The sequence below is a fragment of the Lactiplantibacillus sp. YT640 genome (assembly GCF_049745435.1).
In the GTDB taxonomy this organism is placed as follows: Bacteria; Bacillota; Bacilli; order Lactobacillales; family Lactobacillaceae; genus Lactiplantibacillus; species Lactiplantibacillus plantarum.
On record NZ_JBMNVY010000008.1, the window covers coordinates 67,016 to 93,901 of the forward strand.

The 26,886-nt window shown below is 44.6% G+C and carries 23 protein-coding genes, 7 tRNA genes and 1 riboswitch; of the genes, 5 read left to right on the forward strand and 25 right to left on the reverse strand.

All coding sequences use genetic code 11. The features are described 5' to 3' along the window. Window positions 1-126 precede the first annotated feature (126 nt). The 17 genes from ACOV1R_RS07640 to ACOV1R_RS07720 all read right to left on the reverse strand — a co-directional run bounded on the left by ACOV1R_RS07640 (window position 127) and on the right by ACOV1R_RS07720 (window position 13,930). Window positions 127-729 (reverse strand): TetR/AcrR family transcriptional regulator, encoded by a 603-nt coding sequence (locus ACOV1R_RS07640; RefSeq protein ID WP_003644087.1) that lies wholly within the window; start codon window positions 727-729, stop codon window positions 127-129. Between the two features lie 178 nt (window positions 730-907). Then, on the reverse strand, window positions 908-3,412 hold the full coding sequence (locus ACOV1R_RS07645) for an ATP-dependent Clp protease ATP-binding subunit (RefSeq protein WP_424743653.1): 2,505 nt from the start codon (window positions 3,410-3,412) through the stop codon (window positions 908-910). A gap of 18 nt (window positions 3,413-3,430) precedes the next feature. Beyond that, entirely contained in the window at window positions 3,431-3,898 is a 468-nt protein-coding gene (locus ACOV1R_RS07650) for a CtsR family transcriptional regulator (protein WP_003644086.1), read from the reverse strand. Between the two features lie 489 nt (window positions 3,899-4,387). Then, window positions 4,388-4,461: transfer RNA gene (locus ACOV1R_RS07655), tRNA-Pro, on the reverse strand. Between the two features lie 50 nt (window positions 4,462-4,511). Then, window positions 4,512-4,585 (reverse strand) — tRNA-Pro (locus tag ACOV1R_RS07660). Window positions 4,586-4,592: 7 nt separating this feature from the next. Then, window positions 4,593-4,666: transfer RNA gene (locus ACOV1R_RS07665), tRNA-Arg, on the reverse strand. Between the two features lie 10 nt (window positions 4,667-4,676). Further along, a tRNA-Leu gene (locus tag ACOV1R_RS07670) sits at window positions 4,677-4,762 on the reverse strand. Window positions 4,763-4,770: 8 nt separating this feature from the next. Beyond that, window positions 4,771-4,842: transfer RNA gene (locus tag ACOV1R_RS07675), tRNA-Gly, on the reverse strand. 24 nt (window positions 4,843-4,866) lie between these two features. Further along, window positions 4,867-4,939, reverse strand: a tRNA-Thr gene (locus ACOV1R_RS07680). A 3-nt stretch (window positions 4,940-4,942) separates the two neighbouring features. Then, a tRNA-Leu gene (locus tag ACOV1R_RS07685) sits at window positions 4,943-5,024 on the reverse strand. A gap of 416 nt (window positions 5,025-5,440) precedes the next feature. Continuing rightward, a complete protein-coding gene (serS, locus tag ACOV1R_RS07690) occupies window positions 5,441-6,718 on the reverse strand; it encodes a serine--tRNA ligase (RefSeq protein ID WP_217203152.1) in 1,278 nt (425 codons plus the stop codon). A gap of 282 nt (window positions 6,719-7,000) precedes the next feature. After that, window positions 7,001-7,636, reverse strand: coding sequence for a deoxynucleoside kinase (locus tag ACOV1R_RS07695; protein WP_003641239.1), 636 nt, complete (start codon window positions 7,634-7,636; stop codon window positions 7,001-7,003). Between the two features lie 390 nt (window positions 7,637-8,026). Continuing rightward, a complete protein-coding gene (locus tag ACOV1R_RS07700) occupies window positions 8,027-8,764 on the reverse strand; it encodes a M15 family metallopeptidase (protein ID WP_013355333.1) in 738 nt (245 codons plus the stop codon). A 381-nt stretch (window positions 8,765-9,145) separates the two neighbouring features. Continuing rightward, entirely contained in the window at window positions 9,146-10,597 is a 1,452-nt protein-coding gene (locus ACOV1R_RS07705; RefSeq protein WP_045352617.1) for an amino acid permease, read from the reverse strand. 143 nt (window positions 10,598-10,740) lie between these two features. Continuing rightward, a riboswitch (Lysine riboswitch) is annotated at window positions 10,741-10,922 on the reverse strand. A gap of 58 nt (window positions 10,923-10,980) precedes the next feature. Then, window positions 10,981-12,663: an acetolactate synthase AlsS gene (alsS, locus tag ACOV1R_RS07710; RefSeq protein ID WP_003644083.1), complete on the reverse strand. Its 1,683-nt coding sequence runs from the start codon at window positions 12,661-12,663 to the stop codon at window positions 10,981-10,983. A gap of 185 nt (window positions 12,664-12,848) precedes the next feature. Beyond that, entirely contained in the window at window positions 12,849-13,373 is a 525-nt protein-coding gene (locus tag ACOV1R_RS07715; protein WP_021357514.1) for an Rrf2 family transcriptional regulator, read from the reverse strand. 11 nt (window positions 13,374-13,384) lie between these two features. Next, a complete protein-coding gene (locus ACOV1R_RS07720) occupies window positions 13,385-13,930 on the reverse strand; it encodes a GNAT family N-acetyltransferase (protein ID WP_015379987.1) in 546 nt (181 codons plus the stop codon). Between the two features lie 62 nt (window positions 13,931-13,992). Here ACOV1R_RS07720 and ACOV1R_RS07725 point away from each other — a divergent pair, with 62 nt between their 5' ends. Continuing rightward, on the forward strand, window positions 13,993-14,787 hold the full coding sequence (locus ACOV1R_RS07725) for an alpha/beta hydrolase (RefSeq protein WP_003641232.1): 795 nt from the start codon (window positions 13,993-13,995) through the stop codon (window positions 14,785-14,787). A gap of 184 nt (window positions 14,788-14,971) precedes the next feature. Here ACOV1R_RS07725 and ACOV1R_RS07730 read toward each other — a convergent pair whose 3' ends face one another. After that, window positions 14,972-15,634, reverse strand: coding sequence for a phosphatase PAP2 family protein (locus tag ACOV1R_RS07730; protein ID WP_003645492.1), 663 nt, complete (start codon window positions 15,632-15,634; stop codon window positions 14,972-14,974). Window positions 15,635-15,895: 261 nt separating this feature from the next. On the opposite strand from ACOV1R_RS07730, the gene ACOV1R_RS07735 reads away from it, so the two are divergent. Next, on the forward strand, window positions 15,896-16,933 hold the full coding sequence (locus tag ACOV1R_RS07735) for an LCP family protein (RefSeq protein WP_217203154.1): 1,038 nt from the start codon (window positions 15,896-15,898) through the stop codon (window positions 16,931-16,933). A 286-nt stretch (window positions 16,934-17,219) separates the two neighbouring features. Here ACOV1R_RS07735 and ACOV1R_RS07740 read toward each other — a convergent pair whose 3' ends face one another. The 4 genes from ACOV1R_RS07740 to ACOV1R_RS07755 all read right to left on the reverse strand — a co-directional run bounded on the left by ACOV1R_RS07740 (window position 17,220) and on the right by ACOV1R_RS07755 (window position 19,733). Continuing rightward, entirely contained in the window at window positions 17,220-17,681 is a 462-nt protein-coding gene (locus ACOV1R_RS07740) for a threonine/serine exporter family protein (RefSeq protein WP_003641229.1), read from the reverse strand. 33 nt (window positions 17,682-17,714) lie between these two features. Next, window positions 17,715-18,464 (reverse strand): threonine/serine exporter family protein, encoded by a 750-nt coding sequence (locus ACOV1R_RS07745; protein ID WP_003641228.1) that lies wholly within the window; start codon window positions 18,462-18,464, stop codon window positions 17,715-17,717. Window positions 18,465-18,633: 169 nt separating this feature from the next. Beyond that, entirely contained in the window at window positions 18,634-18,834 is a 201-nt protein-coding gene (locus tag ACOV1R_RS07750) for a cold-shock protein (protein WP_003641227.1), read from the reverse strand. A gap of 251 nt (window positions 18,835-19,085) precedes the next feature. Next, window positions 19,086-19,733 carry a metal-dependent transcriptional regulator gene (locus tag ACOV1R_RS07755; RefSeq protein WP_003641226.1) on the reverse strand — a complete coding sequence of 216 codons (648 nt, stop codon included), beginning with the start codon at window positions 19,731-19,733 and terminating at the stop codon, window positions 19,086-19,088. A gap of 211 nt (window positions 19,734-19,944) precedes the next feature. Here ACOV1R_RS07755 and ACOV1R_RS07760 point away from each other — a divergent pair, with 211 nt between their 5' ends. After that, window positions 19,945-20,289 (forward strand): hypothetical protein, encoded by a 345-nt coding sequence (locus tag ACOV1R_RS07760; protein ID WP_003644081.1) that lies wholly within the window; start codon window positions 19,945-19,947, stop codon window positions 20,287-20,289. A 503-nt stretch (window positions 20,290-20,792) separates the two neighbouring features. Here the strand turns inward: ACOV1R_RS07760 and ACOV1R_RS07765 are convergent. Further along, complete coding sequence (locus ACOV1R_RS07765) at window positions 20,793-21,257, reverse strand: MerR family transcriptional regulator (RefSeq protein WP_003641224.1); 465 nt, start codon at window positions 21,255-21,257, stop codon at window positions 20,793-20,795. Between the two features lie 129 nt (window positions 21,258-21,386). Between ACOV1R_RS07765 and ACOV1R_RS07770 the strand changes: the two genes are divergently transcribed. Both ACOV1R_RS07770 and ACOV1R_RS07775 read left to right on the forward strand, forming a co-directional pair. Continuing rightward, the gene (locus ACOV1R_RS07770; RefSeq protein WP_128485062.1) at window positions 21,387-22,865 is read left to right on the forward strand and encodes an MDR family MFS transporter; all 1,479 of its coding nucleotides are present in this window, start codon (window positions 21,387-21,389) and stop codon (window positions 22,863-22,865) included. After that, window positions 22,865-23,587: a DUF4811 domain-containing protein gene (locus tag ACOV1R_RS07775; protein WP_003641222.1), complete on the forward strand. Its 723-nt coding sequence runs from the start codon at window positions 22,865-22,867 to the stop codon at window positions 23,585-23,587. Before ACOV1R_RS07770 ends, ACOV1R_RS07775 begins: the two co-directional genes overlap by 1 nt. A gap of 769 nt (window positions 23,588-24,356) precedes the next feature. Here the strand turns inward: ACOV1R_RS07775 and ACOV1R_RS07780 are convergent. Then, complete coding sequence (locus ACOV1R_RS07780) at window positions 24,357-25,499, reverse strand: hypothetical protein (protein ID WP_003645489.1); 1,143 nt, start codon at window positions 25,497-25,499, stop codon at window positions 24,357-24,359. Window positions 25,500-26,596: 1,097 nt separating this feature from the next. Next, a complete protein-coding gene (locus tag ACOV1R_RS07785) occupies window positions 26,597-26,815 on the reverse strand; it encodes a helix-turn-helix domain-containing protein (RefSeq protein ID WP_003641218.1) in 219 nt (72 codons plus the stop codon). Window positions 26,816-26,886: the final 71 nt, after the last annotated feature.

Consider the following 26,886-nt stretch of genomic DNA (forward strand, 5'->3'; position numbering starts at 1 on the left):
TTTGGATTTATATTAACGAGCCGCACAGACAATAGATTGCGCGTTCGCTCGAGTTCACGGTTACAGACAAGTTATAATATACATCGAATAACGTTAGTTGTCAACTAGTAGACTTCTCTGCCGCCATTAGTTTTCTGGTTCACTCGCAACCCCGTATAAGATCATCTTCAAAAGGGTTTGAACGCGGGTCCGCTCGTCAGCATGAGGATCACCGATTTGATGAAAACTGTTAAACAGCGGACTCAAGCTGGTGATATAGAAATTCGTCGCCATCTGTGGCGTGACCCCCACATGTAGTTGCATGTCAGGTTGCTCAAAAACGGTTTGAATCGGCTTCACATAATCAGTAACAAATATGCCGCCCAACTCGCGAATATGTTCATGCGTTAATGCTTTGAAACTGGAATGAATTAACGTGAAGACATCAGCCGGATGCTTATGCGTTAGTAATAGCGAGACTTCTGTTAATTGATCCAACGGAGACCAATCCGCACGGACTTGAATCGCTTCAATGCCAGCCTTGATTTCCGCACCGACCGTCGTAATGACAGCCAGAAAGATGACCTCTTTATCTTTAAAATGGTGATAAAGCGCGGGCTGCGTAATGCCAATCGCATTCGCAATGTCGCGCGTACTTGTCGCATCATACCCATTTCTTAAAAACAGTTCCCGGGCTGTGTCTAAAATCGCCTGGTGCGTCTTCGCCATCTGTTCGGCTCGTGTCGCCATGTTATCATCTTCTTTCTTGACTTTATTTCCTATTATAATTTACACCAATCAGCACCGAACCACCAGCCTCAGATCCTACAGTTCACTTCAGTGGGTAGCATCTTAATACCGATTGAACCTAAAAGATGACGCCTGAAGTGGACTACCACTTCAAGCGTCATCTTTAATTTAATCGCGCCTACTTTGAGGAAACGGTCGAACGACCATCTGCCTTAGGCTGGTTTTTAATATTAATTGTAATGGTACCCTTGCTAGCACCAATCGTAACTTGGTCATCGACCTTGATCGCGCCGGTCAATAATTCTTCACTCAACCGATCTTCGATTTCAGTCTGTAATGCCCGTCGAATTGGTCGTGCTCCGTACTCAGGGTCAAAGCCAGCCTTCGCAACCACGTCAATGGCAGCCGGAGTGATTTTGATCTTGATACCTTGTTGGGCCACTCGATCAACAATTTCTTGTGACATCAACTTAACGATTTCGTGTAATTCTTCCTTATTCAATGAATGGAAGACGATTGTTTCGTCGATCCGGTTTAAGAATTCTGGGCGGAACGTCTGTTTTAACGTTGCTCGAATCGTCGCAGCAACCGCATTGTAGTCATTGGCCTTATCAGTTGCACCAAAACCAACTGATTTTTCATCACGAAGTGTGGTTGCCCCAAGGTTCGACGTCATAATCAGAATCGTATTTCTGAAGTCTACCTTCCGACCCTTAGAATCCGTCAAGTAGCCGTCATCCAAAACTTGTAACAAAATGTTAAAGACGTCCGGATGAGCTTTTTCAACTTCATCAAATAGCACGACCGAGTATGGTTTCTGGCGAACCTTCTCTGTCAGCTGACCGCCCTCGTCATAACCAACGTAACCAGGTGCCGAGCCAATCAAACTACTAGTCGAATAGCGTTCCATGTATTCAGACATGTCGATCCGAATCATATTATCTTCAGACCCGAACATCGCTGCTGCCAAGGCTTTTGCTAGCTCCGTCTTACCAACCCCAGTTGGTCCTAAGAACATAAAGGAACCAATTGGCCGACTCGGATCTTTCAACCCGCTGCGCGCACGGCGAATAGCACGAGCCACTGCGGATACGGCTTCTGGCTGTCCAACAACCCGTTCATGCAAAATCTTTTCCAAGTTAACTAAGCGTTCACTTTCAGATTTTTGCAATTGCGTTAACGGAACCCCGGTCCATTCGGCAACGACCTGAGCAATATCCTCACCTGTGACTTGTAAATCATAGTGTGGTGTTGCCCCCTCAGTCACTTCGGCGTCTTGGTCAGCTTCGATTCGATCTAGGCGTTGCTTCAGTTGCATCTCCTGCTTACGAATATCAGCGGCCTGTTCAAAATCTTGTGCTTCGATCGCTGTTTCCTTATCCTCACGCAGTTGCGCTAACTTGTCCTGGTTCTTGGATAGCTTTGTTGGTTGATCCATCTGATCGATGCGGACTTTAGCTGCCGCCTCATCCATCAAGTCAATGGCCTTATCAGGCAAGAAACGATCACTGATATACCGGCTGGATAGCTTGACTGCTTGATCAACAGCTTCATCCGTAATCGTAACCCGATGATGTTCTTCATAGCGTGGCCGTAGTCCATCTAAGATTTCAACGGCTTCGTCTTCGGTCGGTTCATTGACCATGACCGTTGCAAAACGCCGTTCCAACGCAGCGTCAGATTCAATGTACTTTTGATACTCATTTAAAGTGGTTGCCCCAATCGTTTGGAGTTCCCCTCGTGCAAGTGCGGGTTTCAGAATATTAGAGGCATCAATAGCCCCTTCAGCACCACCGGCACCAATCAAGGTATGCAATTCATCGATAAATAAGATCACATGGCCATCGTTGTAAATTTCATCAATCACTTTTTTCAGGCGGTCTTCGAATTCACCACGATACTTTGTCCCAGCGACTAACGATCCCATATCGAGCATCATCAAACGCTTATCTGCCATATCAGTTGGCACATCACCGGCCACAATCTTTTGGGCTAGACCTTCGGCGATTGCAGTCTTCCCAACCCCAGGTTCACCAATCAAGACCGGATTATTCTTCGTCCGCCGTGACAGGATCTGAATGACCCGTTTGACTTCCTTGGAACGACCTACTACCGGGTCCATTTCTTGTTCACTAGCTAATTGGGTCAAATCGCGCGCCAGAGAATCCAAGGTTGGCGTTCCTTCAGTCTTCTTGCCACCGCGATTAGCCGCGTTACCCTTGCGCTTACTCATGGCGTCACTGACACCTAGCTTGCGAAGAACGACTTTACGCGTCTGACCTAGATCTAAGTTTAAATTCATTAAAATTCGCGAGGAAAGGATACTTTCATCAGAGAGCATCGCTAACAACAAATGTTCCGTTCCAATCTTGTTGGCACCGAGCCGTTTTGCTTCATCACCGGCAACGGACAAAATTTCTTTGGCCTTTGGTGAATATGGCAAGTAAGTATCCTTGCCAACATTGCTCAACGTCCCATAGCCAGTGAACCGTTCGATTTCTTCACGAATGTCATCTTCACTAACGGCATATTGTTGTAGCACCTTATTAGCAATTCCATTCTTTTCGATGGCCAATGCTAATAGCAAATGCTCCGTACCAACTGCCTGATGCTTGAAATATTTGGCCTGTTCCTGTGCCAGTACCAGCACACTTTTGGCACTAGGTGTAAATAAGTTATCCATTGCGATTCCTCGCTTTCTTTAGCTTTCGTAACGCAAGTGGTTCAAGATTCCGATAATTATCCGGGCCCGCAGACTGTTTTCTAAGTCCCGGTCCGTTAATCCTAACGTCTCGTGGTCAATCGCCACTAAAATCAATTGCGCTTCTCGACGATTTAAGACGTCGTCCTCGTATAAACTTTGGACGACCGCATAAGCATCTCGTTGTGTGATTGAATCGCCGATCACCTGTATGAGGGCGTCCAACACATCAGCATCATCGACCAAATTAACCTTCTCAATGCGAATATAACCACCACCGCCACGTTTACTTTCAACTAAGTAACCATTTTGGATCGTAAACCGGGTCTTAATCACATAATTAATCTGTGAGGGTACCACGTTGAAAAGGTCGGCAATTTCTGACCGTCGAATTTCAACATGCTCCGAGTCCGCCAAAATACTTTTTAAATACTTTTCAATAATATCCGAGATATTTTGACTTTGCATGTGCTTCACCCTTTTCATTATCTTTGACTAATATTGACTATTATTATACGAGGATAATGGAAAAAAGCAAAGAATTTCACCCAAACCGCGGACTAGCATGTGCTTAACGGTTGTTACAGCATAGCACGCCGAACGTTTGCTTTCAATTGATTCAACCGTTTAGAACCTCATAATGATTAAATTATTAGGTCTCCATATTCATTGAACTACCTATTTAAAATATGTCAAGTTGAGTCACTCCTCATTGCAGGCGATGGGCACTGGTATCACAACGATGAACAGCAGTTCCGAGACTAATTTCTCCGAGCTCATGACTAACAGTGGCTGTTGCCTTGTCGGGATTATGAGTCACAACCACCGTATTCTTCACATGGCTGACTTAGTGAGTAACGTCGCAAAAGTGTCCCCTGACCGTTGAAACACCCCTGCTTACAAAAAAGGCCATAAAAAAATCCAGCCAAATGACTGGATTAGTTGGTTTAACCGTAATCGGGAAAACAGGATTTGAACCTGCGACCCCTACGTCCCGAACGTAGTGCTCTACCAAGCTGAGCTACTTCCCGAGAAAATTAAATAAAAAGCCTTAGCACTTAACTAAGACTGTGTTAAACGATCGGGAAAACAGGATTCGAACCTGCGACCCCCTGGTCCCAAACCAGGTGCTCTACCAAGCTGAGCTATTTCCCGATACTAATGCACCCAGTAGGAGTCGAACCTACAACCTTCTGATTCGTAGTCAGACACTCTATCCAATTGCGCTATGGGTGCTTATTTAAAATGCCGAGGACCGGGATCGAACCGGTACGGTTATCACTAACCGCAGGATTTTAAGTCCTGTGCGTCTGCCAATTCCGCCACCCCGGCAAATTAAAAGCGGAAGACGGGATTCGAACCCGCGACCCCCACCATGGCAAGGTGATGTTCTACCACTGAACTACTTCCGCATAATAAAGCTATTAAATTGTAAATGCCGACTAGAGGATTCGAACCTCCGACCTCCTCATTACTAGTGAGATGCTCTGCCAACTGAGCTAAGTCGGCATGTGCGGGTGAAGGGACTCGAACCCCCACGTCGTAAGACACTAGAACCTAAATCTAGCGCGTCTGCCAGTTCCGCCACACCCGCATGATGTTAATCATGCCTTGTTGCCGGTTCAAACAGTTCTTACTGGTATGCCTTGACAACTATTTAACTTTATCATCATGTTGAATACTTGTCAACAACTTTTTTCAAATAAATGGATAAATATACTTTTTACTGGATAAACAAGTTATATTTTTCCGACAAGAAATATTATAGCACGGTAGCCGAAAATAGCAAACCCTATTTTCAAAAAAAGGTGAATAAATTTCAGTAAACCCAGCTTTTTCGCCCTTTTGCGCCTGAAATGTTGTCCCGACATTCTGCCCGTCCCGCAATTATTTAGTCAACTCGGCCGTTATTTCCACTCACATTTTAAAATCGACAGTTCCTTTTAATACTCATTAATTATGCAAAAAAAGCGAACTCGCATCACTGCGAGTTCGCTAACTTCATCTCAATTAACCTTGTTTTTCAATCTTCGTCTTACCGTGCATATATGGAACTAATACATCCGGAATCGTAACCGTCCCATCTTCATTTTGATAGTTTTCCAAAATGGTCGCAACGGTCCGACCGACAGCTAAGCCACTCCCGTTCAAAGTATGAACGAATTGCAATTTGCCATCGTCATCGCGATATTGAATGTGCGCCCGCCGAGCTTGGAAATCAGTACAATTTGAACAACTCGAGATTTCCCGGTACTTGTCTTGTTCTGGGAACCAAACTTCCAAGTCATGTGTCATGGCAGCTGTGAAGCTCATGTCACCAGTCGTTAACGTAATAACGTGATATGGTAACCCAAGTTTCTTTAGCAATGATTCGGCATTGTTGGTCAACTTCTCTAATTCATCCCATGAATCTTCTGGTTTCGTGAACTTAACCATTTCAACCTTATTGAATTGGTGTAAGCGAATCAAGCCTTTCGTATCACGACCAGCACTACCAGCTTCTTCACGGAAGGCTGGTGATAAGGCCGTAAAGTAAACTGGTAATTTTTCAGCCGGAATAACTTCATCACGATAATAGTTGACTAATGGCACCTCGGCCGTTGGAATCAACGTCAAATCTTGCGTCGTAATCCGGAAAGCGTCTTCCTTGAACTTAGGAAATTGGCCGGTACCGTACATAGATTCATCAGTGACCATGTATGGCGGCAAAACTTCCGTATACCCTTCAGCTTCGTGCTGGTCTAAGAAAAAGTTGTAAACGGCGCGTTCCAGTTTAGCACCATCGCCCACGTAGTATAAGAAACGACTACCAGAAACCTTAGCACCGCGTTCAAAGTCTAAGATGCCTAAATCTTCACCGATATCCCAATGTGCTTTCGGCGTAAAGTCAAAATGCCGTGGTGTCCCGATTCGACGTAATTCAACGGCATCTTCTTCTTTCAAGCTAACTGGTACGTCGGGATGGGGCATGTTTGGTAAATGTGCAGCCATATCCTGAACTTGGGCATCGACTGTCCGCCGTTCTTCATCCAACGTCTTCACATCGGCGCTAACCTTTTGCATTTCTGCAATTTCGGCACTAGCGTCTTCCTTGTTCCGCTTCTTCTGTGAAATTTCGCCTGAAACTTGGTTACGCGTCGACTTCAATTGTTCGCTCTTGGCGATCAATTCACGACGCTTTTCATCAGCGGCCAATAAATCATCGATGTCACTCGCAGCAACGCCCCGATGACCAAGCTGTTCTTTTACAAAATCTGGATTTTGACGAATCATTTTAACATCTAACATAACGACGTCTCCTTTTCACTTTTAATCGTAAATAAAAACAGTCTCTCCTCCCAATTGGGACGAAGAGACTGCGATTCGCGGTACCACCCAAGTTCAGGATCATGATTAATCCCACCCTTAAACGGATAACGGCCGTGCCGTGCAGTATTACCTGCCCACATTGTCGCGCCGGAGTTTCGACTACCGATTCACACCACCCACCGGTTCTCTGAACGTCTACTTAAAAACGCGCCGTGTTTAATATTCACTGTCTACTATAAAACATTGATTCTAAAAAGGCAACTAGCCTAAACTAGCCACTTTTTCGTCGATCAACCGAATGACTTCCTTACGCGCATCCGCATCGGCGACAAAGTCCAGCTGATCCCCGTCGATCTGCATCTTCGGGCTATGATCATAATTAGCGTACCAGTCGTCATAGCGTTCATTCAAAGTCTGATAATATTTATATAAATCAGGATCTTGATCAATTTGTTCGTAAGAACGGCCCCGCTTTTGGATTCGTTTGAGCATCGTATCAAAAGAAATATTGATATGAATAAGTAAATCAGGACTCTTTTGATGAGACGCTTCTGGCAATTCCTGCATCATGTTATCTAATAATGAATCATAAATGTCAACTTCGGTATTCGTCGCCCGGCCAAGATCACCATTCAAATGAAATAATAATGAATCTTCAAAAATCGACCGGTCTAAGACGTCCAGATCGTTAGCAAAAGCTGATTTAATACTGTCTAACCGTTTATTTAAAAAATAGATTTGTAATAAGAAGGCGTACTTCTTAGGATCCTTATAAAATAACGGCAAAATGGGATTATCATCAACTGACTCGTAAAACGCTTTAGAACCAAAGTGGTTAGCCACTAACTGCGTTAAACTCGTCTTGCCGGCACCGATTGTTCCTGACATTACAAGCATGGGGCGTCTCTCCTTTTAATCACGTCAAAATTTTGATTATCTCTAAAAGCAACACTACATATTGTACGCACCCACGTCTTAAAATGCAATATCTGGTGAGTTAATTCAGTAAAAAACTTCGCACCAGCCACAACTGCGACGCACTAGTCAGCGATCCAAGCAACTCACTAACACACACTGGGTTACCCAAGCCGGCGCTGGTGGCACTTCAGCTTTGAGTGCGGCCTCTGACCAGCATGATCAAGTGACAACGTGTCGTGACCAAATAATACTCAGTTGAGACGAACCCACATTGCTAAACCGAAGACAATTTAAAAGCGCACGCTAGCTAATTCCTAACGTACGCCATAAATGGTATTAATTGGGGCCATCAATAATACGGCTAGCTTATTACTTGGCCGCCTTTTCTCGAGCTTGCAGCAAACTGACGTACTGTTCGAGAGTCAAATTGTGCTTAGTCATGAATTCCGCACTCGCCTTACCAACGTAACGGAAATGCCAAGATTCATAGTCAATCCCGGTCGACTGCTTACCATCTTTAGTAAAGCGCAACACAAATCCATAGTCCGCCGCGTGATTAATCAACCACTGCTGACCCTTGTTCTTGTCGGATGATGACAATAATTGATTACCATGAGTGCTGTACCAGTGCGTGTTCATGATATCTGCTGCGAGACCAGTTTCATGCTCACTACCACTAGGAACTGCGACATATTCTTTAGTCAGCTTTAAGGCTTCCTTGGCTGATTTTCCTTGATTCTCATAGGTTTGAATCGACTGATCCCAAACCTCTTTTTGATAAGCGACTGAGCGATACCCAGACACGATTGTTGCTGGATAGCCGGCTTTTTTTGCCCCCGCTAGAAAGGCTTCCAATGGTTTGACGATAGAACTACGGACTTCAATACCATCCACGCTCGACTTATTAAATGTCATCTCAGCGCGCTTATGCCACTTATTGACGACCACTAAGTCGCTATCGGTCGATTTAACGCCTTTCGGTAAGGCACTAATCAGTCGTTGCCGCTTGGTCTGCGTCTTCGTCGACTTAGCACTCGTAGAACTACTAGTCGCTTTAGACGTCGACTGGCTAGCACCACAGCCAGCCAGGACACCTGCTAATGACACTAATGCTAGACCTCTTAACAAATTTCTCTTTAACATCTCTCTCGCTGCCTTTCTCATTTCAGCTTAGCATAGTCATAGCCGACTAGCCTATTCTTAAGGATAAGTTTGCGAATTTTTAATGATTCCATATTCTCATTCTATCAAATTACCATAGATATCAGATTAGCGCACCCTCAATTTGCCGCTTGCTATCATTACAATCGTGCAAGCCCCCGCTCATAACGATCCGCCGTGACCATCTGTTGTGAGCAGTGTTATCAGCATAAATCAGGACACCTAAAAATACGACCGCGCCTTGAGTTGACAGGCCCAACTCTCGCCGTCAAAAAATGCGATTGACCCAGTGTCAACCGCATTTACTCAAACTATCAAAGTGCGTGCTTAATCTTGATGGTGCCGTTTGCGTGTCAAATCAACCTTGTCTAGTGGAATCATCTTAGTATGGTGACGAATCTTATAATAGACATACAAGATGATGAATAACGGGATGCTCATATAGGTCACCCCAATAGCCTGCCAATCAAGCGTTGCAAATGAATGTAAGTCTTGACCAATAATGACCACGACACACAAGATAAAGGCGAACCACGGGCCAAATGGGAACCACTTGGCATGGTACCGCAATTCACTCAATTGATGACCCTGCTTAACAAACGCGCGACGGAAACGCAGATGCGAAATAGCGATTCCTAGCCAAGCGATAAAGCCCGTTAACCCACTGGCCGAAACGAGGAAAATATAAATTCGTTCACCGAATAGACTCGACAAGAACGTGAGTAATCCGATCACCGTCGTTCCTAATAATGCCATGATTGGAATCCCACGACGATTGACCCGACCAAATGTCTTGGGGGCATAACCCTGTAATGACAAAGAATATAACATCCGTGTCGAGGCGTACATCCCCGAATTAGCAGCTGACAATACGGACGTCAAGATCACTGCGTTCATCACACTGGCCGCAGCCGCCAACCCAGCCCGTTTAAAGACTAACGTAAACGGACTGATGGCAATATCGCTCGCTGATGACCCTAGAAGATCTTTCGACGTATAAGGAATAATCGCCGCAATCACGAAAATGGCTAAAATGTAAAATAACAAAATACGCCAGAAAACTTGTTTAATAGCCGCCGGAATACTTTTCTCCGGTGTTGCTGACTCCCCGGCCGTGATCCCAATTAATTCGGTTCCTTGAAACGAAAAACCAGCGACCACGAAGACACTCAAAATCGTTGGAATTCCACCAACAAATGGTGCCTTTTTATAGGTAAAGTTACTGAGGCCAGTGGCATGACCGCCCATGATTCCCACGATCGTCAAGACACCGATAACCAAGAATACGAGCACGGTCACCACTTTAATTAGCGAAAGCCAGTACTCAGTTTCTCCAAACGACCGGACTGACAGCGCGTTGATCGTAAAAATCAAAACGAGCGCAATCAGACTAAAAACCCACCCCGGCACGGATGGCAACCAGAACTGCATGACAATCGCCGCCGTACTAATATCGACCGCTAACGTGATTGCCCAGTTGAACCAGTAATTCCAGCCCATCGCAAACCCAAGTGCCGGGTCAACAAACTTAGTGGCATACGTGGAAAACGAACCTGAAACGGGCAAATAAGTTGCCATTTCGCCCAGACTAGTCATTAAAAAGTAAACCATCACTCCAATACCAACGTAGGCCAGTAATGCTCCCCCTGGCCCAGCCGTTGAAATTGCCGAACCGGACGCGACAAACAGCCCGGTCCCGATACTACCACCTAATGCAATCATGGATAAATGCCGCGTCTGTAAGGAACGATGCACTTCCTGATGTTGTTTTTCTGCCATTGCAGAACCTCCAAAAATCGATTTATATCTAAAAGTGTTCACACCGATTCAGGTTAGCACAATCAAAATAAAAAGCCTCTCTGCCTCACGATAACGTGCGCAAAAAGACTTTAATCAGATTGATTGACATAGTTGCTGATTTCATCGTCGATAGCGCCCCGCAACTATTCTAGCTGCGACAGTCCTTGATTTATTCAACCAAGACCCAACGGATGAATCGGTCACTGATCCATCGATTTCGGCGGTTGCCCCGTTCACTGACCTTCATAAGTGGTGACCCACTTCCAGCCGGCTACTATTGTTAACCGCATCCTCTTCTTTCGATATACTCAACCATTATATCTGACCGACCATCTTTTGACAACCGGTCACTAATGTTAATTTTAATAAAACTGGTCTGGTAACATTGTCTTACCTAACGCCTTGTTATCAGAATAATCAATTGGAATATCCACCACAACTGGACCATCCGTGGCAAAGGCCTGATCAAGCACTTTTTCCAAATCAGCAGGTTGGTTTACCCGCAAGCCAGTCGCACCAAAGCTTTCAGCATACTTCACAAAATCAACTGGACCAAAGTGGACCGCTGCATCCTCACCATACTTCATTTCTTCTTGGAATTTAACCATATCGTAGGTGCCATCATTCCAGATCAAATGAACGATATTTTGCTTCAGTCGAACAGCCGTTTCCAGCTCTTGGGCGGAAAATAGGAAACCACCATCACCAGAGACAGATACGATTTGCGTATCTGGACGAACCAAAGCCGCTGCAATTGCCCAAGGTAAGGCCACCCCTAGCGTTTGCATCCCATTACTGAACAACAAGTGCCGTGGTTCATAGCTCCGAAAGTGACGCGCCATCCAGATATAATGACTGCCGACATCGACCGTCACTGTCATGTCATCACTGACCCGTTGTTGTAAGGCTGCAATTACTGACAGCGGATGATTTAACTTGGACTGCTTATCAATATTAGGTACGAAATCACGCGTCTGAAGCCGTTCTTGTAATTCACCCAAGTAAGCTCGCGCACTATCGCTAATATCATAGCCCTTCATGTACGGCAACAAAAAGTCTAACGTCTGGGCAATATCACCGATCAATTCGGTTTCCGGTTGGAAATTATGATCAATTTCAGCGCGCATTGCATCGATAACCACGATACGGGATTTGCCTTCCGCATTCCAGTTGCGGGGTTCATATTCAATCGGGTCATAACCGACCGCAATCACTAAGTCGGACTTCTTTAGTAACATATCCCCTGGTTGGTTACGGAATAACCCGACCCGACCGAAGAAATGGTTGGCTTCCAAATCACGTGAGATCACGCCTGCCGCTTGGAAAGTCTCGACAACTGGTAGATTAGCAGCAGCCACCAAGTTCCGAATTGCTTTCGTCACTTCTGGTGAAGAAGCCCGCATCCCAACTAGCAAGACCGGCAACTTAGCTGCTTTGATTTTTTGTGCTAATAACGTGGCTTCGACCGGGCTAGCAGGTCCTAACTTAGGTGCCTGGATTGGTGTAATAACAGGTGTGCGTACAATCGAATCAGTGACATCTTGTGGCACACTAACAAAGCTGGCACCCTGCTTAGCAGCTGTGGCTTCTTGGTAGGCGTTTGCGAGCACTTCCGAAATGTTTTCCGGTTCTTGAACTTCCGCACTGTACTTTGTAATCGGCTTAAATAGTGCCGCGTTATTCATACTTTGGTGGGTCAACCGTAACAAGTCAGCACGCTGAACTTGACCAGAAATTGCCAAGACTGGGTCACCTTCAGCAGTTGCCGTTACGAGCCCCGTGGCTAAATTGCTGGCACCGGGGCCAGATGTTGTCATCACTACACCAGGTTTCCCAGTAATCCGACCGATTCCGGCAGCGATAAACGCGGCATTCTGTTCATGCCGCGTCACGATCAACCGCGGACTTTTCGGATTGACTGGGTGCTCCAAGCGCTCAAAGACCCGATCGATCTTAGCGCCTGGAATCCCGAATACGTACTTAACGTCGTGGTTTACAAGGCTGTCGACGATCGCATCGGCCCCGTAATATTTCTTATCTGGCATGTTGTTCCCCTCTATCTTGTGAAATTCATTGTTAGAATACCATAAAAAACGCTTTAATAACAGCATTTTCAGCCTTGTGAAATAAAGTGTATCATTTTGAAAATGATCCCCGATTGGCAAAAGCGCGTCAATATTGGTTTACCAAGCGAAACCGCTCCCAATTTTTATCGAGTTTGTACGGCGTCTCACTTATGTGCCCGCATCCGACTAAGCAACGCATTTAATTGGGCCATTTTATCATCTGAGTAATTCGTCCAATCCAACACTGGGATTTGAGTAACAACTAATAATTTCTTGATCAACGTCGCCAGTTTTTGCTGGTCTAAAAAATCTAACCATAATTGATCCGCTCGCGAAAAAATCCCGTTGACCACTTTCGTCCCTTCATGAGCGACCGGTTCAACGTCCTTAAATACTCGGTCAAAATAACCATAATTCGGAAAGGTCTGCAACGTCCCCTCGATGGCCGCGACCACATCTGTAATTGAAATGTCCTCAGGTGAGCGTGCCAAGTGGACACCCCCGTTATTTCCACTGGTGGACGTGACCAGTCCTGCCACTACTAATTTACGAATAATCTTCCGAATATACGAAGCGGAACCACCAATTCGCTCGTGCAAGACATCCGCAGTCAACGGAATCTCAGGTTGCTGCGTAGCCAACAATACCAACACGCAGGCGGCCTGTTCAAACGATTTTGCGAGTTGCATTAACTCACCTCCTAAAGGTTTAATTCCACACAATCAAAGAATAACTCCGTCTGACCAGCGCCAAACGGGGCGTAATCTGGATGGCGAACAGCATCATACTGTCGAAAATTAGCATGCTCTAAGATTCGCTTAGACGCCGGATTATTAGCTAGACAACTGGCTGTGATCCGCCGCAAATGAAGCGTTTCAAACCCGTATCGTAAAATACGTGCAACTGCTGCCGTCATAATGCCCCGCCCCCAATATCGAGCGTTCAACATATACCCGAGATCCATCTCTAAAGTTGCTGGTTCGCCCGTATTCCTCATGCGCTCATACAACCCCACACTGCCAATCACGCGGTGGATCGCTGTTAGTTCAATCGCAAAAATCTGTGGTAACTTCGCTTGCTGTTTCAATAAGAATTCGGATTCCACTAAGCTGTGCGCTGGCGTAAAGCCCGCCGATGCCGCAATTGACGGATCACGAACTAAGTCATAATAATCCTCTGTATCTGCCAACGTAAATGGCCGTAACTCGAGTTGCTCATTCCGAGTTGTAACCGTAACCATGCCCATATCTGTTCCACCTGACTTGCGTTATAATAGTTATGTTAACCATATCAAATTGAGGTGATTGCATGCAAGTTATTAAGCAAAAATTAACAGCGACGTGCGCGCAATTGACCGGTTATTTGCATCAACCGGATACGAACGCACACCAAACGAACTTACCCGCCATTATTATCGTCCCGGGCGGCTCATACACGCATATTCCAGTGGCGCAAGCAGAGAGTCTCGCCATGGCTTTCGCTGGGCACGGTTACCAGGCCTTTTACTTGGAATATACGCTACTCACTGATCAACAACCACTCGGATTAGCACCCGTATTAGATTTAGGACGAGCAGTCAACTTGCTTCGTCAACACGCGGCCGAATGGCATATTGATCCGCAACAGATCACGCCTGCTGGTTTTAGCGTGGGTGGTCACATTGTGGCACTGTATAACGATTACTGGGCGACCCGCGTGGCAACTGAATTAAACGTAACGCCCGCCATGTTAAAGCCGAATAACGTGGTACTCGGCTATCCAGTCATCAGTCCATTGCTAGGTTTTCCCAAGGATGACGCGACCTTGGCTACCTGGACACCAACGCCGAATGAACTGGCCGCTGACCAACACGTCAATTCAGATAATCAGCCGACTTTTATCTGGACAACGGCTGACGACCCAATTGTTCCAGCAACCAATACGCTTGCCTACGCGACTGCGTTAGCAACTGCTAAGATTCCTTATGAACTACACGTCTTTAAACATGGCCCACACGGACTAGCCCTTGCGAATGCACAAACAGCATGGAAACCAGACGCCAATCAGCCGCACGTCGCCCACTGGTTAACATTAGCACTTGAATGGCTAGCTGATAATCGTTAGTTCATTACCAGTCGTTGCTAGTTAATATTTTATAGATGTAAACAAAAAATCGTTTGCTTCGATCAATTTCTCGCAATCAGCCGAGTAGTGTCGATTAAAGCAAACGATTTTTTATTTTGAGTCTATTATTTAGTGACACGGTTGCCTGCTAAATAATAGATTAGTTTAAGTTTGTTAATTGTCTTTATAAATATGAACGATAAAACAACGGCCATTTCAATAATCCTGGTGCCCAGAAAACGTAGAACCATTGCATGATTTGACTCCAAGACCATGCCAATAGCACGGCCCCAATCGTATCAGTTGGATAATGTGCATTCAAGTAAATACGTGAGAAAATGACCAATACTAACCATACGACACTCACCCACTTGACGATCATTGCCATTCGATAACTTGGCAACTCAGGAACAATCAACATGATAATCACGCTGACCAACACGAAGGTTCCTAAAACGTGACCACTGGGATAACTATATCCGGTATCCTGCGCTAAATGACCAATTGGTCGCGCTCGGCCGATGATGTGCTTGACAATAAAGCCTAACGCCATTGAACCAACCATATATGCTAGCGTCCAGAACGCTTGAATCTTATATTTAAATCCGTACATTAGAAACGCCAGGATGACGATCCACAAAATGTCCATTCCGGGTGACGCCAACCAAGCAATCACCTTATAAAATACCGTCCAAATACCGCTATTACTAATTTGGACCAGCGACGTTAAGGCCACATCTAGTAAATCAATACCAACCGCGCCGTCACTAATAAAATAGCTTAAGTAGGCAAATAAAATTACCCCAATGACAAACTTGATCGGCCGACTACGCGACTTATCGATCATCAAAACAAGAACCCCCATTTAATATTAAAATTAACAAAATTATACCATAGTCTATTAATCGACTGAACGAATCATTAATATCTCTCAGGGAACCTTAAAAAAAAACAAAGAATTCCCATTTTAATCACGTTTTATTAACAAAAAGGTTATGATTTATCTGACAGTCATCGGTAATCAAGCTAAATCTTACGTGGATTCAGTTCCCGCTGACCCGAAAAAATGCTAAACTATGAATAACTATTACCATTGGAGGAAGAGTTCATGGAAGACATGCCAAGTCGCTCAGAAATGCATCGTGAGAAATCACAAGGAAACAATTCACAGGGGAACGGCAACGGGCCCAAGAAGAAGCACCCCGTTCGCAATACCGTTTTAATCATTATTGCCGTGTTATTAGTTGGGACCGGGGCCTTTGCCGCGCGAACTTATTTTAACGCCAAGAATGCGGCCGACACCGTCTTCAAGAGTAGTGGTATTAAAAAGAGTCGGAATACGAGCGCCGTATTGAATGGCAAGAAACCCGTCTCGATCCTATTACTCGGAACTGATACCGGGGCCCTCGGGCGGAACTATAAAGGCCGGACCGATACGATCATCTTAGCAACGATCAACCCCAAGACTAAGACAACGACCCTGATGAGTTTACCACGTGATTCTGAAGTAGCTGTCTCCGGCTTCGAACAGGACTTCCCGACTAAGTTAAACGCTGCCTACGCTTATGGTAGTGCCGGAACGACCATCAAGACCGTTCAAAAATGGTTGAACGTTCCAATCGACTATTACGCCCTGATCAACATGGGTGGCATGAAAAAAGTTGTGGATGAAATCGGTGGCGTTGACATTACTCCAATTCGGACATTTACCTACGAAGGCTACACCTTTACTAAGGGCCAAAAAGAACATATGAATGGTGCCAAAGCCTTGGCTTACTCCCGGATGCGTTATGATGATCCACTCGGCGACTATGGTCGGCAACAGCGGCAACGGCAATTAATTGCCGCCATTATCGGAGAAAGCGCCAGTGCTTCCAACTTGCTTAAACAAGATTTCTTAAATTCACTTGCTAAACAAACACGGACTGACTTAACATTCGGTAATTTAACTAGTATCGTCACTAATTACCGTAGTGCAACCAAGAATATCGTCTCTGATCACGCCCAGGGTACTGGTAAGATGATTGATGGTCAGTCTTTCGAAGTTGTTTCGCAATCTGAAAAGCAACGGGTCACGAACGTCTTACGTAAGTCCCTTAATTTAAAGGCTGCGACAACCGGCGAAAAATTTGCTAACCAAAACTAACCATCTGATTTGATGATAAGAGTCGTGACTACTTGTTGCGATGTCTCAGCTAACTAATTAAAAAGGGCGCCAACTGAACTGCTTAGTAGAGCAGTTCAGTTGGCGCCTTTTTCTGTATTGAATGCGAGTCGTAATAACTAATCTAAGCGCGTAACTATTCAGAACGCTGGCACACGGCAAATTAGTCGCACTAACCCACCACTTTTGGCGGAATTTATTTATGGCGCTTAGTCTTAGCGTCCGCAAACTTTGTTCACGATTCACAACTAATCAGCCAACAGTTAGGTTACGACTCCAATCGGTGCAACCGCCACTGGCGAATACAAAATGCGATAAGCCGGTTGAGTAATTCAGCTAATAAGAATCCCAATGCAATCGCACCAGTAATCATAATCACTTGCAACGTGAATGAAACCGCCTCACGATAATTACCCAGCGCAAAGTTACGCACCATCTGATAAGCCTGACTGCCGGGCACGAATGAAACTAAACTCGGAATATTGAAGATAATAGCGGGCATCTTCTTGTAGCGAGCTGCTAAGCTGCTGAGGACGCCAATACCGACCGAGCCAATTAAGCTTCCTAAGACGACCCCACCATCAAAAGCCTGAACAATCAAATAGCCACCCCACGTTAGGGTACCAATCCAGCCCGCAACGTTTAACGCTTGATGTGGAATATTAATAATCAGGCCAAACCCCAGTACCGCAATGTAAGCCAGCACTAATTGTCCAATTGTGCCCATCATGATCCCTCCGAATACCCAGGCTAGTGCCCGTACTTAAAATAATGTAATGACAACGGCGATCCCAAAGCCTAGTGCTGCCGCACTCAGCATCGCTTCCACGCCACGTGCAGGCCCACTGACGAAATTACCAGCCAGAGTATCTCGTACGGCGTTTGTTAATGGCACTCCGGGCACTAGTGGCATCAACGACCCGATAATAATATCATTGACATTGGTTCCCCACCCAATCTGACACACCCATTCCGCGCCAAACCCAATTAGAAGTGCCGCCGTTAACTCGCTCAAAAATTTAATTTTAAGATACCGGTTAAGCAGATAAAAGACCAAGTAACCTAATGTTCCAATAATAACAGTTGGCCACGTATTAACAATTTCCTGACGAAACATAATCATCAAGGGGCCACTGACTAAGGCTGCACCGACCAACTGCAACCACAACGGAAATGAGCGCGAAGCTGCATCTAACTGATTAAGCCGTTGATATAAAGTTGGTAAATCAATGGTCGTAGCCGCAAATTCACGGGATAACTGATTGACCTGTGCCACTTTTTCAAGATCGATCGTTCGCTGGTTAACCGCGGCAATCTGCGTTGCATTACGTCCTTGAATCGACATCATGACACCCGTAATCGTCACGTAGGTATTGGCAGCAACAACCCCCGCATTCTGAGCAATCCGCATCATCGTATCATCTACTCGCGAAATCTCCGAACCATTCTCGACCATGATTTTACCAGCCTTCAAGCAAGTCGCAATAATCATCTCATCGGTTGTCACTGTCATCCCACCCTTTAATAATCAGAATTACATTCTCTAATGATTCTTACTTTAGCCAATGTCTGGCTGTTAGTAAAGCCTTATTTACGATAATTAAGCATCCGCTGCAAAACGACAAAAAAACCGGTGATGAGAATTAATTCTCATCACCGGTTTAAGCCATTTAAGCTGTTAATTATGCTTTTGTAACGTTAACTGCTTGTGGGCCACGATCGCTTTCTTCAACGTCGAAGTTTACAGCTTGGCCTTCATCAAGACTCTTGAAGCCGTCTTCTTGGATAGCTGAGAAATGTACGAATACATCGCTACCGTTTTCGCGAGTGATAAAACCAAAACCCTTATCAGCGTTGAACCATTTAACTGTTCCGTGTTCCATAATAAAAAATCCTCCTAGTGCATTTTGCACGTATAAAATAATGTAAATCATGATTCGGTACAAATGGGGATAGTTTATTGAAACGATCTGACCAAAATTACCTAACCAAGCTACAAGAACAATTGTAGCATATTGTTTCTAAAAAGGGTAGCCAAACACCATGATTTCCATGAAATGTTTATGTGATGATAAATGAAACAGAATAACTAACTAACAATTAACAGGTTTGTTCGGAAATAGGTGCCGCATGCTTACTTTACAAAGACATTGTGCGCCGCTTTATAGCTAACTGGGATTTCCTCGCCCGTTTTCTGAATGGAAACGGTAACAGGACCTTCAAATGGATCGTGCTTTAAAACCGTGACCTGCTGTCCAATCTTGAGCGGTGTATCATGCAAATAAACTAATAAATCATGATTATCAATAAATCGCTCAATCGTAACCGTTGTGCCATCCTGCGTATCTGCTAAACTCACATGACTGTCTTCCTGATAATGACCATCCTTATCGGGAATCGCGCCACCATGCGGGCAATGCGTCGGATTGCCTAAAAAGGCTTCCAAAGAATCCACTAGTCGTTCACTGGTCACATGCTCCAGCACTTCCGCTTCCGTATGCACGTCTGGCAAATCATAATCCAATTTATCAACTAAGAAATCTTCCCAGATTCGGTGCTTGCGAACTAACGTTTCAGCGTAGCGAATGCCTTTCTTTGTTAACGAAATCCCAGCATACGGGGTATGCTTAGCCAAGCCTTCCTGAACTAATTTACCGACCATCTCCGTTACAGAGCCGGCCGCGATGTCTAAACTTAAGGCAATTTGCTTATTCGACACCTTTTTTTTCGTACCACCAAGCTCGAAAATAATTTTTAAGTAATCTTCCTTCATGGGGGTCATGAATATTCTTCACCTCAACTAAATAGTTACTTCTGATTCTCTCTAATATAATTCTAACATCTTACTACAATTGAGACACCAGTTCTAGTCTCTAATAACGACAAAGCTTTGAAATAATTGCCTAATCGTGACATAATTAATTGTAGCGCAAAATAACCAATTTGGTTACTAATTTAGAAACGTGCTTGTTCAACTAAGGAGGAACCGCATCGTGAATGATGATGCTCAATTATCAATTACGCAATTGGATAGTTCTTTGCAGCACAAGGCAGTTGAAGACTTTGCCGCATTCTACTTACCACTTTTTGACGCTAACAACCTTGAAATGATGTCCAACTATGATGTTGCCAGCTATATGACAGACATCAATGAACACCTTACTTACGGCCGCTACATGACCAAGGCTCAGCGCTTGAGTGACACCGTTAGTTTTTCATTTACCGCCTACGTCAACTTGATTGATCGACTCGATCAACAATACTTTACTAGTGGTAATCCAGCACTACCATGGAATGAATGGTTAGCCGCCAAGTTTGCTCAAACTGCGACATCTTAACAATTCCTACTTAATTAACGCGCGCTACTCGTGATTATTTCATATAGAAGTAGAATTAATACTAAATGAAAGACAAGCACCACGCGTACTTATAGATTATTTAAAGAGATTGAGTTGATACTCGGTCTCTTTTTTGTTGATAACCACACTGATAGATTACGTTTTAACGTACGAAAGTACAAAAAAGCCCCAAGCTTTCCCGCAGCACTTGGGACCTCTGGTAAATATCATCACCGGGCGATTGAAGACTACTACTAGTTTCAATTACACGTTGTTTTATGCACGATTACTACCTAGTTCTAGCTAGGCATCTCTCAGCGCTTATTCGCGCTCCGTTGTAAATCCTTTTGCAAAGTTAAACTTCAAAACACGACCAACATGACAACGGTCAACCCAGCCATAAGATCGGTTGACGAACGGGAAACTTAAATGCCCAAGTGACTTACCGACATTTACCAACTTAAATTTAACATTAATTAATCGGTTACACAAGCTGAAGGTTGCTAGCGCTCTGACTTAACGGGATAAAGTCGATAATGTGGCGTCTCATCTTGAATATAACAATAAAGCTGTTGTGTCTTCGCTTCGTCAAAATATCCCAACTTGACCATGTGGTGACCATCCCGTTCTTCGATTCCTTGAAAAGCCGTCATCATAAAGATGCGCATCATTTCCATTTGGTTATTATACCCATCGGCCCGCTCGACAGCCGCTGCCAGTGTAAAACCCTCGTCTAACATCATCTTGATAAAATGAACACGCATCAGCATACCATACGAATAACGATGCGTGGTATTCTTCTCACTCACTTTAAGACTATGAATATAATTTTTCTGTTCCCAGTAACGTAGCTGTGTCTGAGAGACGCCGGTCATCTTCGCCAAATCGCTAATTCCGATTGTGAATTGATGCTTACCCAGCTGTTCTTTAAATTTCTTAAAAAATACACCGTCTTCTTGCTTATCCACGGGTCAACCTCTTTTCTAACATTTTCAATACTCAGTATATTATTTTTAATATTAATGTCAAGTTTGTTGACAAAGTCGATAAATCCGATTATATTAGACAACGTACTTTTTTAGAGAGAAGGGATTTACTTGTCAACTCCTGTTGATACGCATGGGAAGCCTTATAACCGTGGCTTGCTCATTGCAGTTTTATTAGTTGGTACTTTTTGTACCGTTCTTAATCAAACGATTTTAACCACTGCCTTCCCAACGTTGATGAAAGATTTCGACATCACAACGTCGACCGTGCAATGGTTAACAACCGGGTTTATGTTAGTCAACGGGATTATGATTCCCGTTAGTGCGTGGTTAAGTTCACGGATTTCCACTAAATGGTTATATCTTTCCGCAATGGCCATTTTCGAAGTGGGTACTATTATCTGTTGGACAGCACCAAACTTTGGCTTCTTATTGGCTGGGCGTTTGATCCAAGCCGTTGGGGTCGGGGTCACCATGCCATTACTTCAAACGATTATGCTATCTATCTTCCCTGCTGATAAGCGTGGGGCTGCCATGGGGACTGCCGGAACTGTTATCGGTTTGGCCCCAGCCATCGGTCCAACCTTATCTGGGTGGGTTATCGACAACTTATCATGGCGTGATTTATTTGGTTTGATCGTTCCAATCGTCGCAATCGTTCTAATCGCTGGCTTCTTCTTCATGGCCAACGTCTTGGAAACGTCTAAGCCAAAATTAGACTTTGCATCCTTGGTACTTTCTACCATTGGTTTTGGGAGCTTACTATACGGCTTTTCATCCGTTGGTGACAATGGCTGGACGTCAACCGTGGTTCTCTCAACTTTAATTATTGGTGTTATCTTCATCATTGGTTTTATTTGGCGTCAATTGACGATGGAAAATCCATTCCTCCAATTACGGGTCTTCAAGCATGCCGAGTTCACAATTGCAGCTATTTTGAGCTCAGTTGCTAACATGGCCATGGTAGGGGCCGAAATGGTTATTCCACTTTACCTGCAAATTATTCATGGTTTCTCCGCCTTTGAATCTGGGCTATCACTATTAGCTGGTGCCCTAATGATGGGGGTTATGAGTCCAATTACCGGCCGGGCCTTTGACCGTTTTGGTGCCAAACGCTTGGCAATTTTAGGGATGTTTTTACTGACAATCGGGACCATTCCATTTGCCTTCATTACTCGTAATACCGCAACGGTTTACATCGTGGTTCTCTATGCCGTTCGGATGTTTGGGATTGCCATGGTCATGATGCCGGCAACTACCGCTGGGATGAACGCCCTTCCCGTTGAACTAATGGGTCATGGGACTGCCGTTAACAACACGACGCGTCAAATCGCTAGTTCCATTGGGACTGCCATCTTGACTTCCGTCTTATCAAACGTTACGGACGCCACAAAACCAGCTCATAGCTTGATTAAGAGCAATCCACTTGGTTATCAGAACAGCTATTTCAACGCAACCTTAAATGGTTACCACGCGGCTTTCTGGGTTGCCGTGGGCTTCTCAGTTGTCGGGCTCGTCGTCGCGTTCTTCATGAAAGGCAAGCAGCATTCCGTTAAGCCAGTAATGAACACTAAGGAGGTGAACGACTAATGATTCTCGTACTACTCGTTGTTAGCGCAATCGCGCTCTTCTTATCATTTATCTACGTTCACCAAAACACATTACGAATCAGCCTATCCGTTATCTTTGCGGCACTCTTAGTGACCTCGATCGTCTTCGTCTCCAAGAATGATGGTCAACATTACGGGATGGTCAAAACAACGACGACCACCACGCAATCATTAAAGTCTGCTGGTAGTAGCAAGCAACTTGATTTATTGCTCTATCAAAGTGTGGGTACCGCTGACAAGCACCGGGTCTATATTTATAAAAAGACCACTAATCAGAAAAAAGTTAGCCATACGACAGCCAGCGTCAAGACTGCTAACCAAGTTAAGACGACGACCGCGACACCTAAGTTAGTTACTAAGACGACACGGTGGACTTATAAGAGTAACGCCATGAAGTTCTGGTTTGGCTTAGCCAACAATGACAAACAGTTGATCAAGCGAACCAACTACTTCTATATCAATAAGAACTGGGTCGTACTTAGCACAACCCAAGCTAAACAATTCAGTAAATTGATGAAGCAACAGCAAGCGACATTAAAAGCGCGTGCTAAAGTCTACGTGACTAATCAGGTCAAGGCCGCAATGGTCAAGAACCCGACAATGAGCAAAGCGCAACTCGCAAAAGTTCAAAAAGCAGCGGCTGCTCAATATCAAGCCAATGCCATTCAGAGCATGCTTAAAACCGTTAAAGCTAGCAAATAACTTGAACTAACAATTAAAAATAGCTGACAAGACCCCGGCATGCCGGGGTCTTTGTTGTCTAAAGATCATCATGGCTTGTCCCCCCCTTTCACTAACGTCTTGCCAAAACTAGCGCCGGCGCCCCAGCGTCAAGACCACACTTATTCAAAATCGATGCGCCGGTTAATTATGCCGGTGGTTTACAAAAAATTCACGTTTCTTTTCTGAAAATGTACACTATCTTTACTAAAACATGATTTTGATGCTTTCGAGCAAATGATACGATTATCACGTACCAAGTTGATTGTTACGATGTCATTAGAAAGTCAGACGTCTAAAGGAATGATTACGTGTACTATCACTCAACATCAGGATTGTTTTGGATCATCATCGCCCTTTTACTTTATATGCTTAGTAAAACAGACCCTAAAAATTTTATAATTAAGCAAATAAGACGATTTGGTTGGCTGATCAACTTGGCTATTCTGACTTACATTATCGTCAGGCAAATTCAGCAACCCACTGGCGTATTACAAATCATGGTCTTAATAGTCATCGGATTTTCAACAATGAGCTCGATTTACGCTCGCTTTAAACATCAGCCTTAATCAACGCTAAGATAAAGGCTTGCCCGTGAGCAACTGGTACTCAGACATGTTCGGCAACAAACTCCACGTAAGAAAACAAGCGTCCGCGTTGATCTAATCAACGCGGACGCTTGTTTTTATATCGCCCATAACTGCATTATTAAAACTGTCAGACGATCTTTGGTGATTTTACCGCTGAACGACTAACAACTAGCCGACGCAAACAGCCGGTCGGCCACTGACGGTTGAACAGGTGCCGGGTTGAGTAGGCTCTCGGCGTCATCGTAGTCATCATCATCGTCATATTGATCATCAGTATCATAATCGTCGTCATCAGACTCACTATCAGTATCATCATCGTAATCGTCATCGGATTGGGTTTCGCTGTCATCGGCGTCATCACGATTCGAATCTTCATCGTCATCATCTTCTGAGTAATCCGAATCGCTGTCAGCATCGCTATTAGTATCGGAATCATCGTCGGTATCGTCATTCGAATCCGTATCTTGATCACTCCAATCGTCATCAGCCGAATCCGCGTCGGTGTCGTTCGTGTCATCATTCGAATCAGTCGTTTGCTCATCCCGATCCGAATAATCGTCATTATCGTCGGCCTGATCGGCATATTCGTCATCTAATTCTTCAGCAGCATCATCCACATCACTATCGTCGGCAAAAAGTGCCAAAATGAACCAATCGGGCACATCGTCTAATGCGGCCATGTTCCACTTGTTTTTAGCGGCAGCAATCTTCCGACGTAACGCCGCTGCTCGTTTCGCTTCAGCCGCACTAACTTTCATATTCGTCTTGGCCTTTTTTGCCGCAGTCAATAACTGTTTTACCTTAGCCTTCAACGGTTTCAAATATGGCTTTTTATCCCAGTTGATGGCTGCGCAACGTTTGAGCACGTCCGCTGAATAGTTGCCGTTCTTCACCTTTAACTGTGCTTTAACATCATCTGACAATTGCTGATATTCCTGATAATCACTGGTTACGGTGACTTTCAACTGTTTCAGCTTATTCGTCAAACTTGTTGCCCCGTTCGTAATCTTGACACCCTTATCAACCGTCGTCAGCGCCGTTTTAACTTTTCCGGCCTTCAACTCCGATGTGGTCGTCAAGTAGGCCTGCGTTTGATCCCGGTACGCCTGTGCCTTTTCATCCTTGGGCTTCTGCGCTAGCGCGTTATCAAAATACGTCAGCGCTTTTTGGTATTTATTCTCAGCAACCGCATTTAACCCCTTCTCGATTGACTGCGAATACGCCTTGTTATGGCAGCCAGCTAAACCGACCACCATCAAACATAACAGTATCAATAATGATACCCGGTGCTTCCCCGATTTCATCCCTGCTTCACTATCCTTTTTGGTTGGTATTTATGCTTCAATAAGTATACCGTTAGTCCCTCAATCCTGCTAGCCCATATAAATTAATTTATATTCCGATTGAACATTTAAAAAATAGTGTCCGCTCCAAAACACCAATCAGGACTAATTATGATTAAACCGTGCCGATTAGGTGGATTCCTGTTCGTCAGCCGCTGCGCGTCCTATGTCGACCTCCGGGGCTGGGTGACAATTGCTGGAACGTAAGCCGACGTCGATTTGAGCTAACGCATAACCCGCGTCATCTCAAATACGAGTCTTATTCTAAGCCGGAAGCAACCCACTTCCGACTAAGAATAATTTGGCTACTGAGCATTGTCACCCAGCCCCTCCGGTCGGGAAACCGCTCGAATGGCTGATGAACGACCACCTAATTTGGTACAATTAGTCGCTGACTATTTTGATGCTGGAAGTTTAAACAAAGCGCTAGGTGCATTAAGCACTCTGTCAAGAGATTAAATCCTACTACACCGATTCAGGATTAGTGAGCCATCTCAATATTATTTTTAGTCTGACAGTTGATTGACAAAATTACCGTTTATGAAAAGCAACGACCAATTCATCAAAAGTTGGGTACCTCACCGTCTGCCATTCGAATACTATCCCGACTGGAAGGCATTTTTGACAATGCCCAGTGGTGAAAGTTCACTTAGCAAGCGTTCTGTGCTTGGTTAGTGAAAGGCCAGTATTTGAGACGTGGTTTTTCGGCTCAAATCTGTGCCCACCACGTTCCGGCAATTGGCAGAAATGCCTGGAGGTCGATGTAGGACGAACCAATCTAAGCATATTTACGCTAACTTGAACTTTTCCCAGCGGGTCTAAGCTGGCTGCTTTTGAACTTAAGAATCGGCACGTTTTAATCATGATTGTTTANATGTAGGACGAACCAATCTAAGCATATTTACGCTAACTTGAACTTTTCCCAGCGGGTCTAAGCTGGCTGCTTTTGAACTTAAGAATCGGCACGTTTTAATCATGATTGTTTAATAACGATGAGTAATAAAAAAACAATCGCACCAATTCTAGTAGAATCGGTGCGATTGTCTTAACTTACTTATTTATTGAGCTGCACACTGTTCACAAAGTGGCATTAAATCTTTCAAATCCTCGACGGATGAGCCATTTTCTAAGAAGCAATTGACCATATCTAGCCAATATTCATCATCGGCGCTAAAATGCGCGTTGACATCCTTGCAAGGTAATAACCCGGCATTGGTATAGGCGACGATTTTATCAGCAGCGACCCCGCTATGGGCTGCTAATTGTTCCAGAGTCATTTTCTCTCACCATTTGTCCTTTCAAAAAATCAATGTGATTATGTTACGCCCCCAGCTTTTGAAATGCAAGC

What these genes read in the sequence shown, in the direction of transcription:
- ACOV1R_RS07720 (WP_015379987.1), bottom strand. Translation starts at nt 13,930, where the DNA reads ATGGGCATGGTTACGGTTACAACTCGGAATGAGCAACTCGAGTTACGG.
- serS (WP_217203152.1), bottom strand. Translation starts at nt 6,718, where the DNA reads ATGTTAGATGTTAAAATGATTCGTCAAAATCCAGATTTTGTAAAAGAA.
- ACOV1R_RS07695 (WP_003641239.1), bottom strand. Translation starts at nt 7,636, where the DNA reads ATGCTTGTAATGTCAGGAACAATCGGTGCCGGCAAGACGAGTTTAACG.
- ACOV1R_RS07775 (WP_003641222.1), top strand. Translation starts at nt 22,865, where the DNA reads ATGATTCTCGTACTACTCGTTGTTAGCGCAATCGCGCTCTTCTTATCA.
- ACOV1R_RS07645 (WP_424743653.1), bottom strand. Translation starts at nt 3,412, where the DNA reads ATGGATAACTTATTTACACCTAGTGCCAAAAGTGTGCTGGTACTGGCA.
- ACOV1R_RS07750 (WP_003641227.1), bottom strand. Translation starts at nt 18,834, where the DNA reads ATGGAACACGGAACAGTTAAATGGTTCAACGCTGATAAGGGTTTTGGT.
- ACOV1R_RS07785 (WP_003641218.1), bottom strand. Translation starts at nt 26,815, where the DNA reads ATGACTCTGGAACAATTAGCAGCCCATAGCGGGGTCGCTGCTGATAAA.
- ACOV1R_RS07780 (WP_003645489.1), bottom strand. Translation starts at nt 25,499, where the DNA reads ATGAAATCGGGGAAGCACCGGGTATCATTATTGATACTGTTATGTTTG.
- ACOV1R_RS07725 (WP_003641232.1), top strand. Translation starts at nt 13,993, where the DNA reads ATGCAAGTTATTAAGCAAAAATTAACAGCGACGTGCGCGCAATTGACC.
- ACOV1R_RS07715 (WP_021357514.1), bottom strand. Translation starts at nt 13,373, where the DNA reads ATGCAACTCGCAAAATCGTTTGAACAGGCCGCCTGCGTGTTGGTATTG.
- ACOV1R_RS07640 (WP_003644087.1), bottom strand. Translation starts at nt 729, where the DNA reads ATGGCGACACGAGCCGAACAGATGGCGAAGACGCACCAGGCGATTTTA.
- ACOV1R_RS07735 (WP_217203154.1), top strand. Translation starts at nt 15,896, where the DNA reads ATGGAAGACATGCCAAGTCGCTCAGAAATGCATCGTGAGAAATCACAA.
- alsS (WP_003644083.1), bottom strand. Translation starts at nt 12,663, where the DNA reads ATGCCAGATAAGAAATATTACGGGGCCGATGCGATCGTCGACAGCCTT.
- ACOV1R_RS07650 (WP_003644086.1), bottom strand. Translation starts at nt 3,898, where the DNA reads ATGCAAAGTCAAAATATCTCGGATATTATTGAAAAGTATTTAAAAAGT.
- ACOV1R_RS07755 (WP_003641226.1), bottom strand. Translation starts at nt 19,733, where the DNA reads ATGACCCCCATGAAGGAAGATTACTTAAAAATTATTTTCGAGCTTGGT.
- ACOV1R_RS07745 (WP_003641228.1), bottom strand. Translation starts at nt 18,464, where the DNA reads ATGACAGTGACAACCGATGAGATGATTATTGCGACTTGCTTGAAGGCT.
- ACOV1R_RS07740 (WP_003641229.1), bottom strand. Translation starts at nt 17,681, where the DNA reads ATGATGGGCACAATTGGACAATTAGTGCTGGCTTACATTGCGGTACTG.
- ACOV1R_RS07730 (WP_003645492.1), bottom strand. Translation starts at nt 15,634, where the DNA reads ATGATCGATAAGTCGCGTAGTCGGCCGATCAAGTTTGTCATTGGGGTA.
- ACOV1R_RS07705 (WP_045352617.1), bottom strand. Translation starts at nt 10,597, where the DNA reads ATGGCAGAAAAACAACATCAGGAAGTGCATCGTTCCTTACAGACGCGG.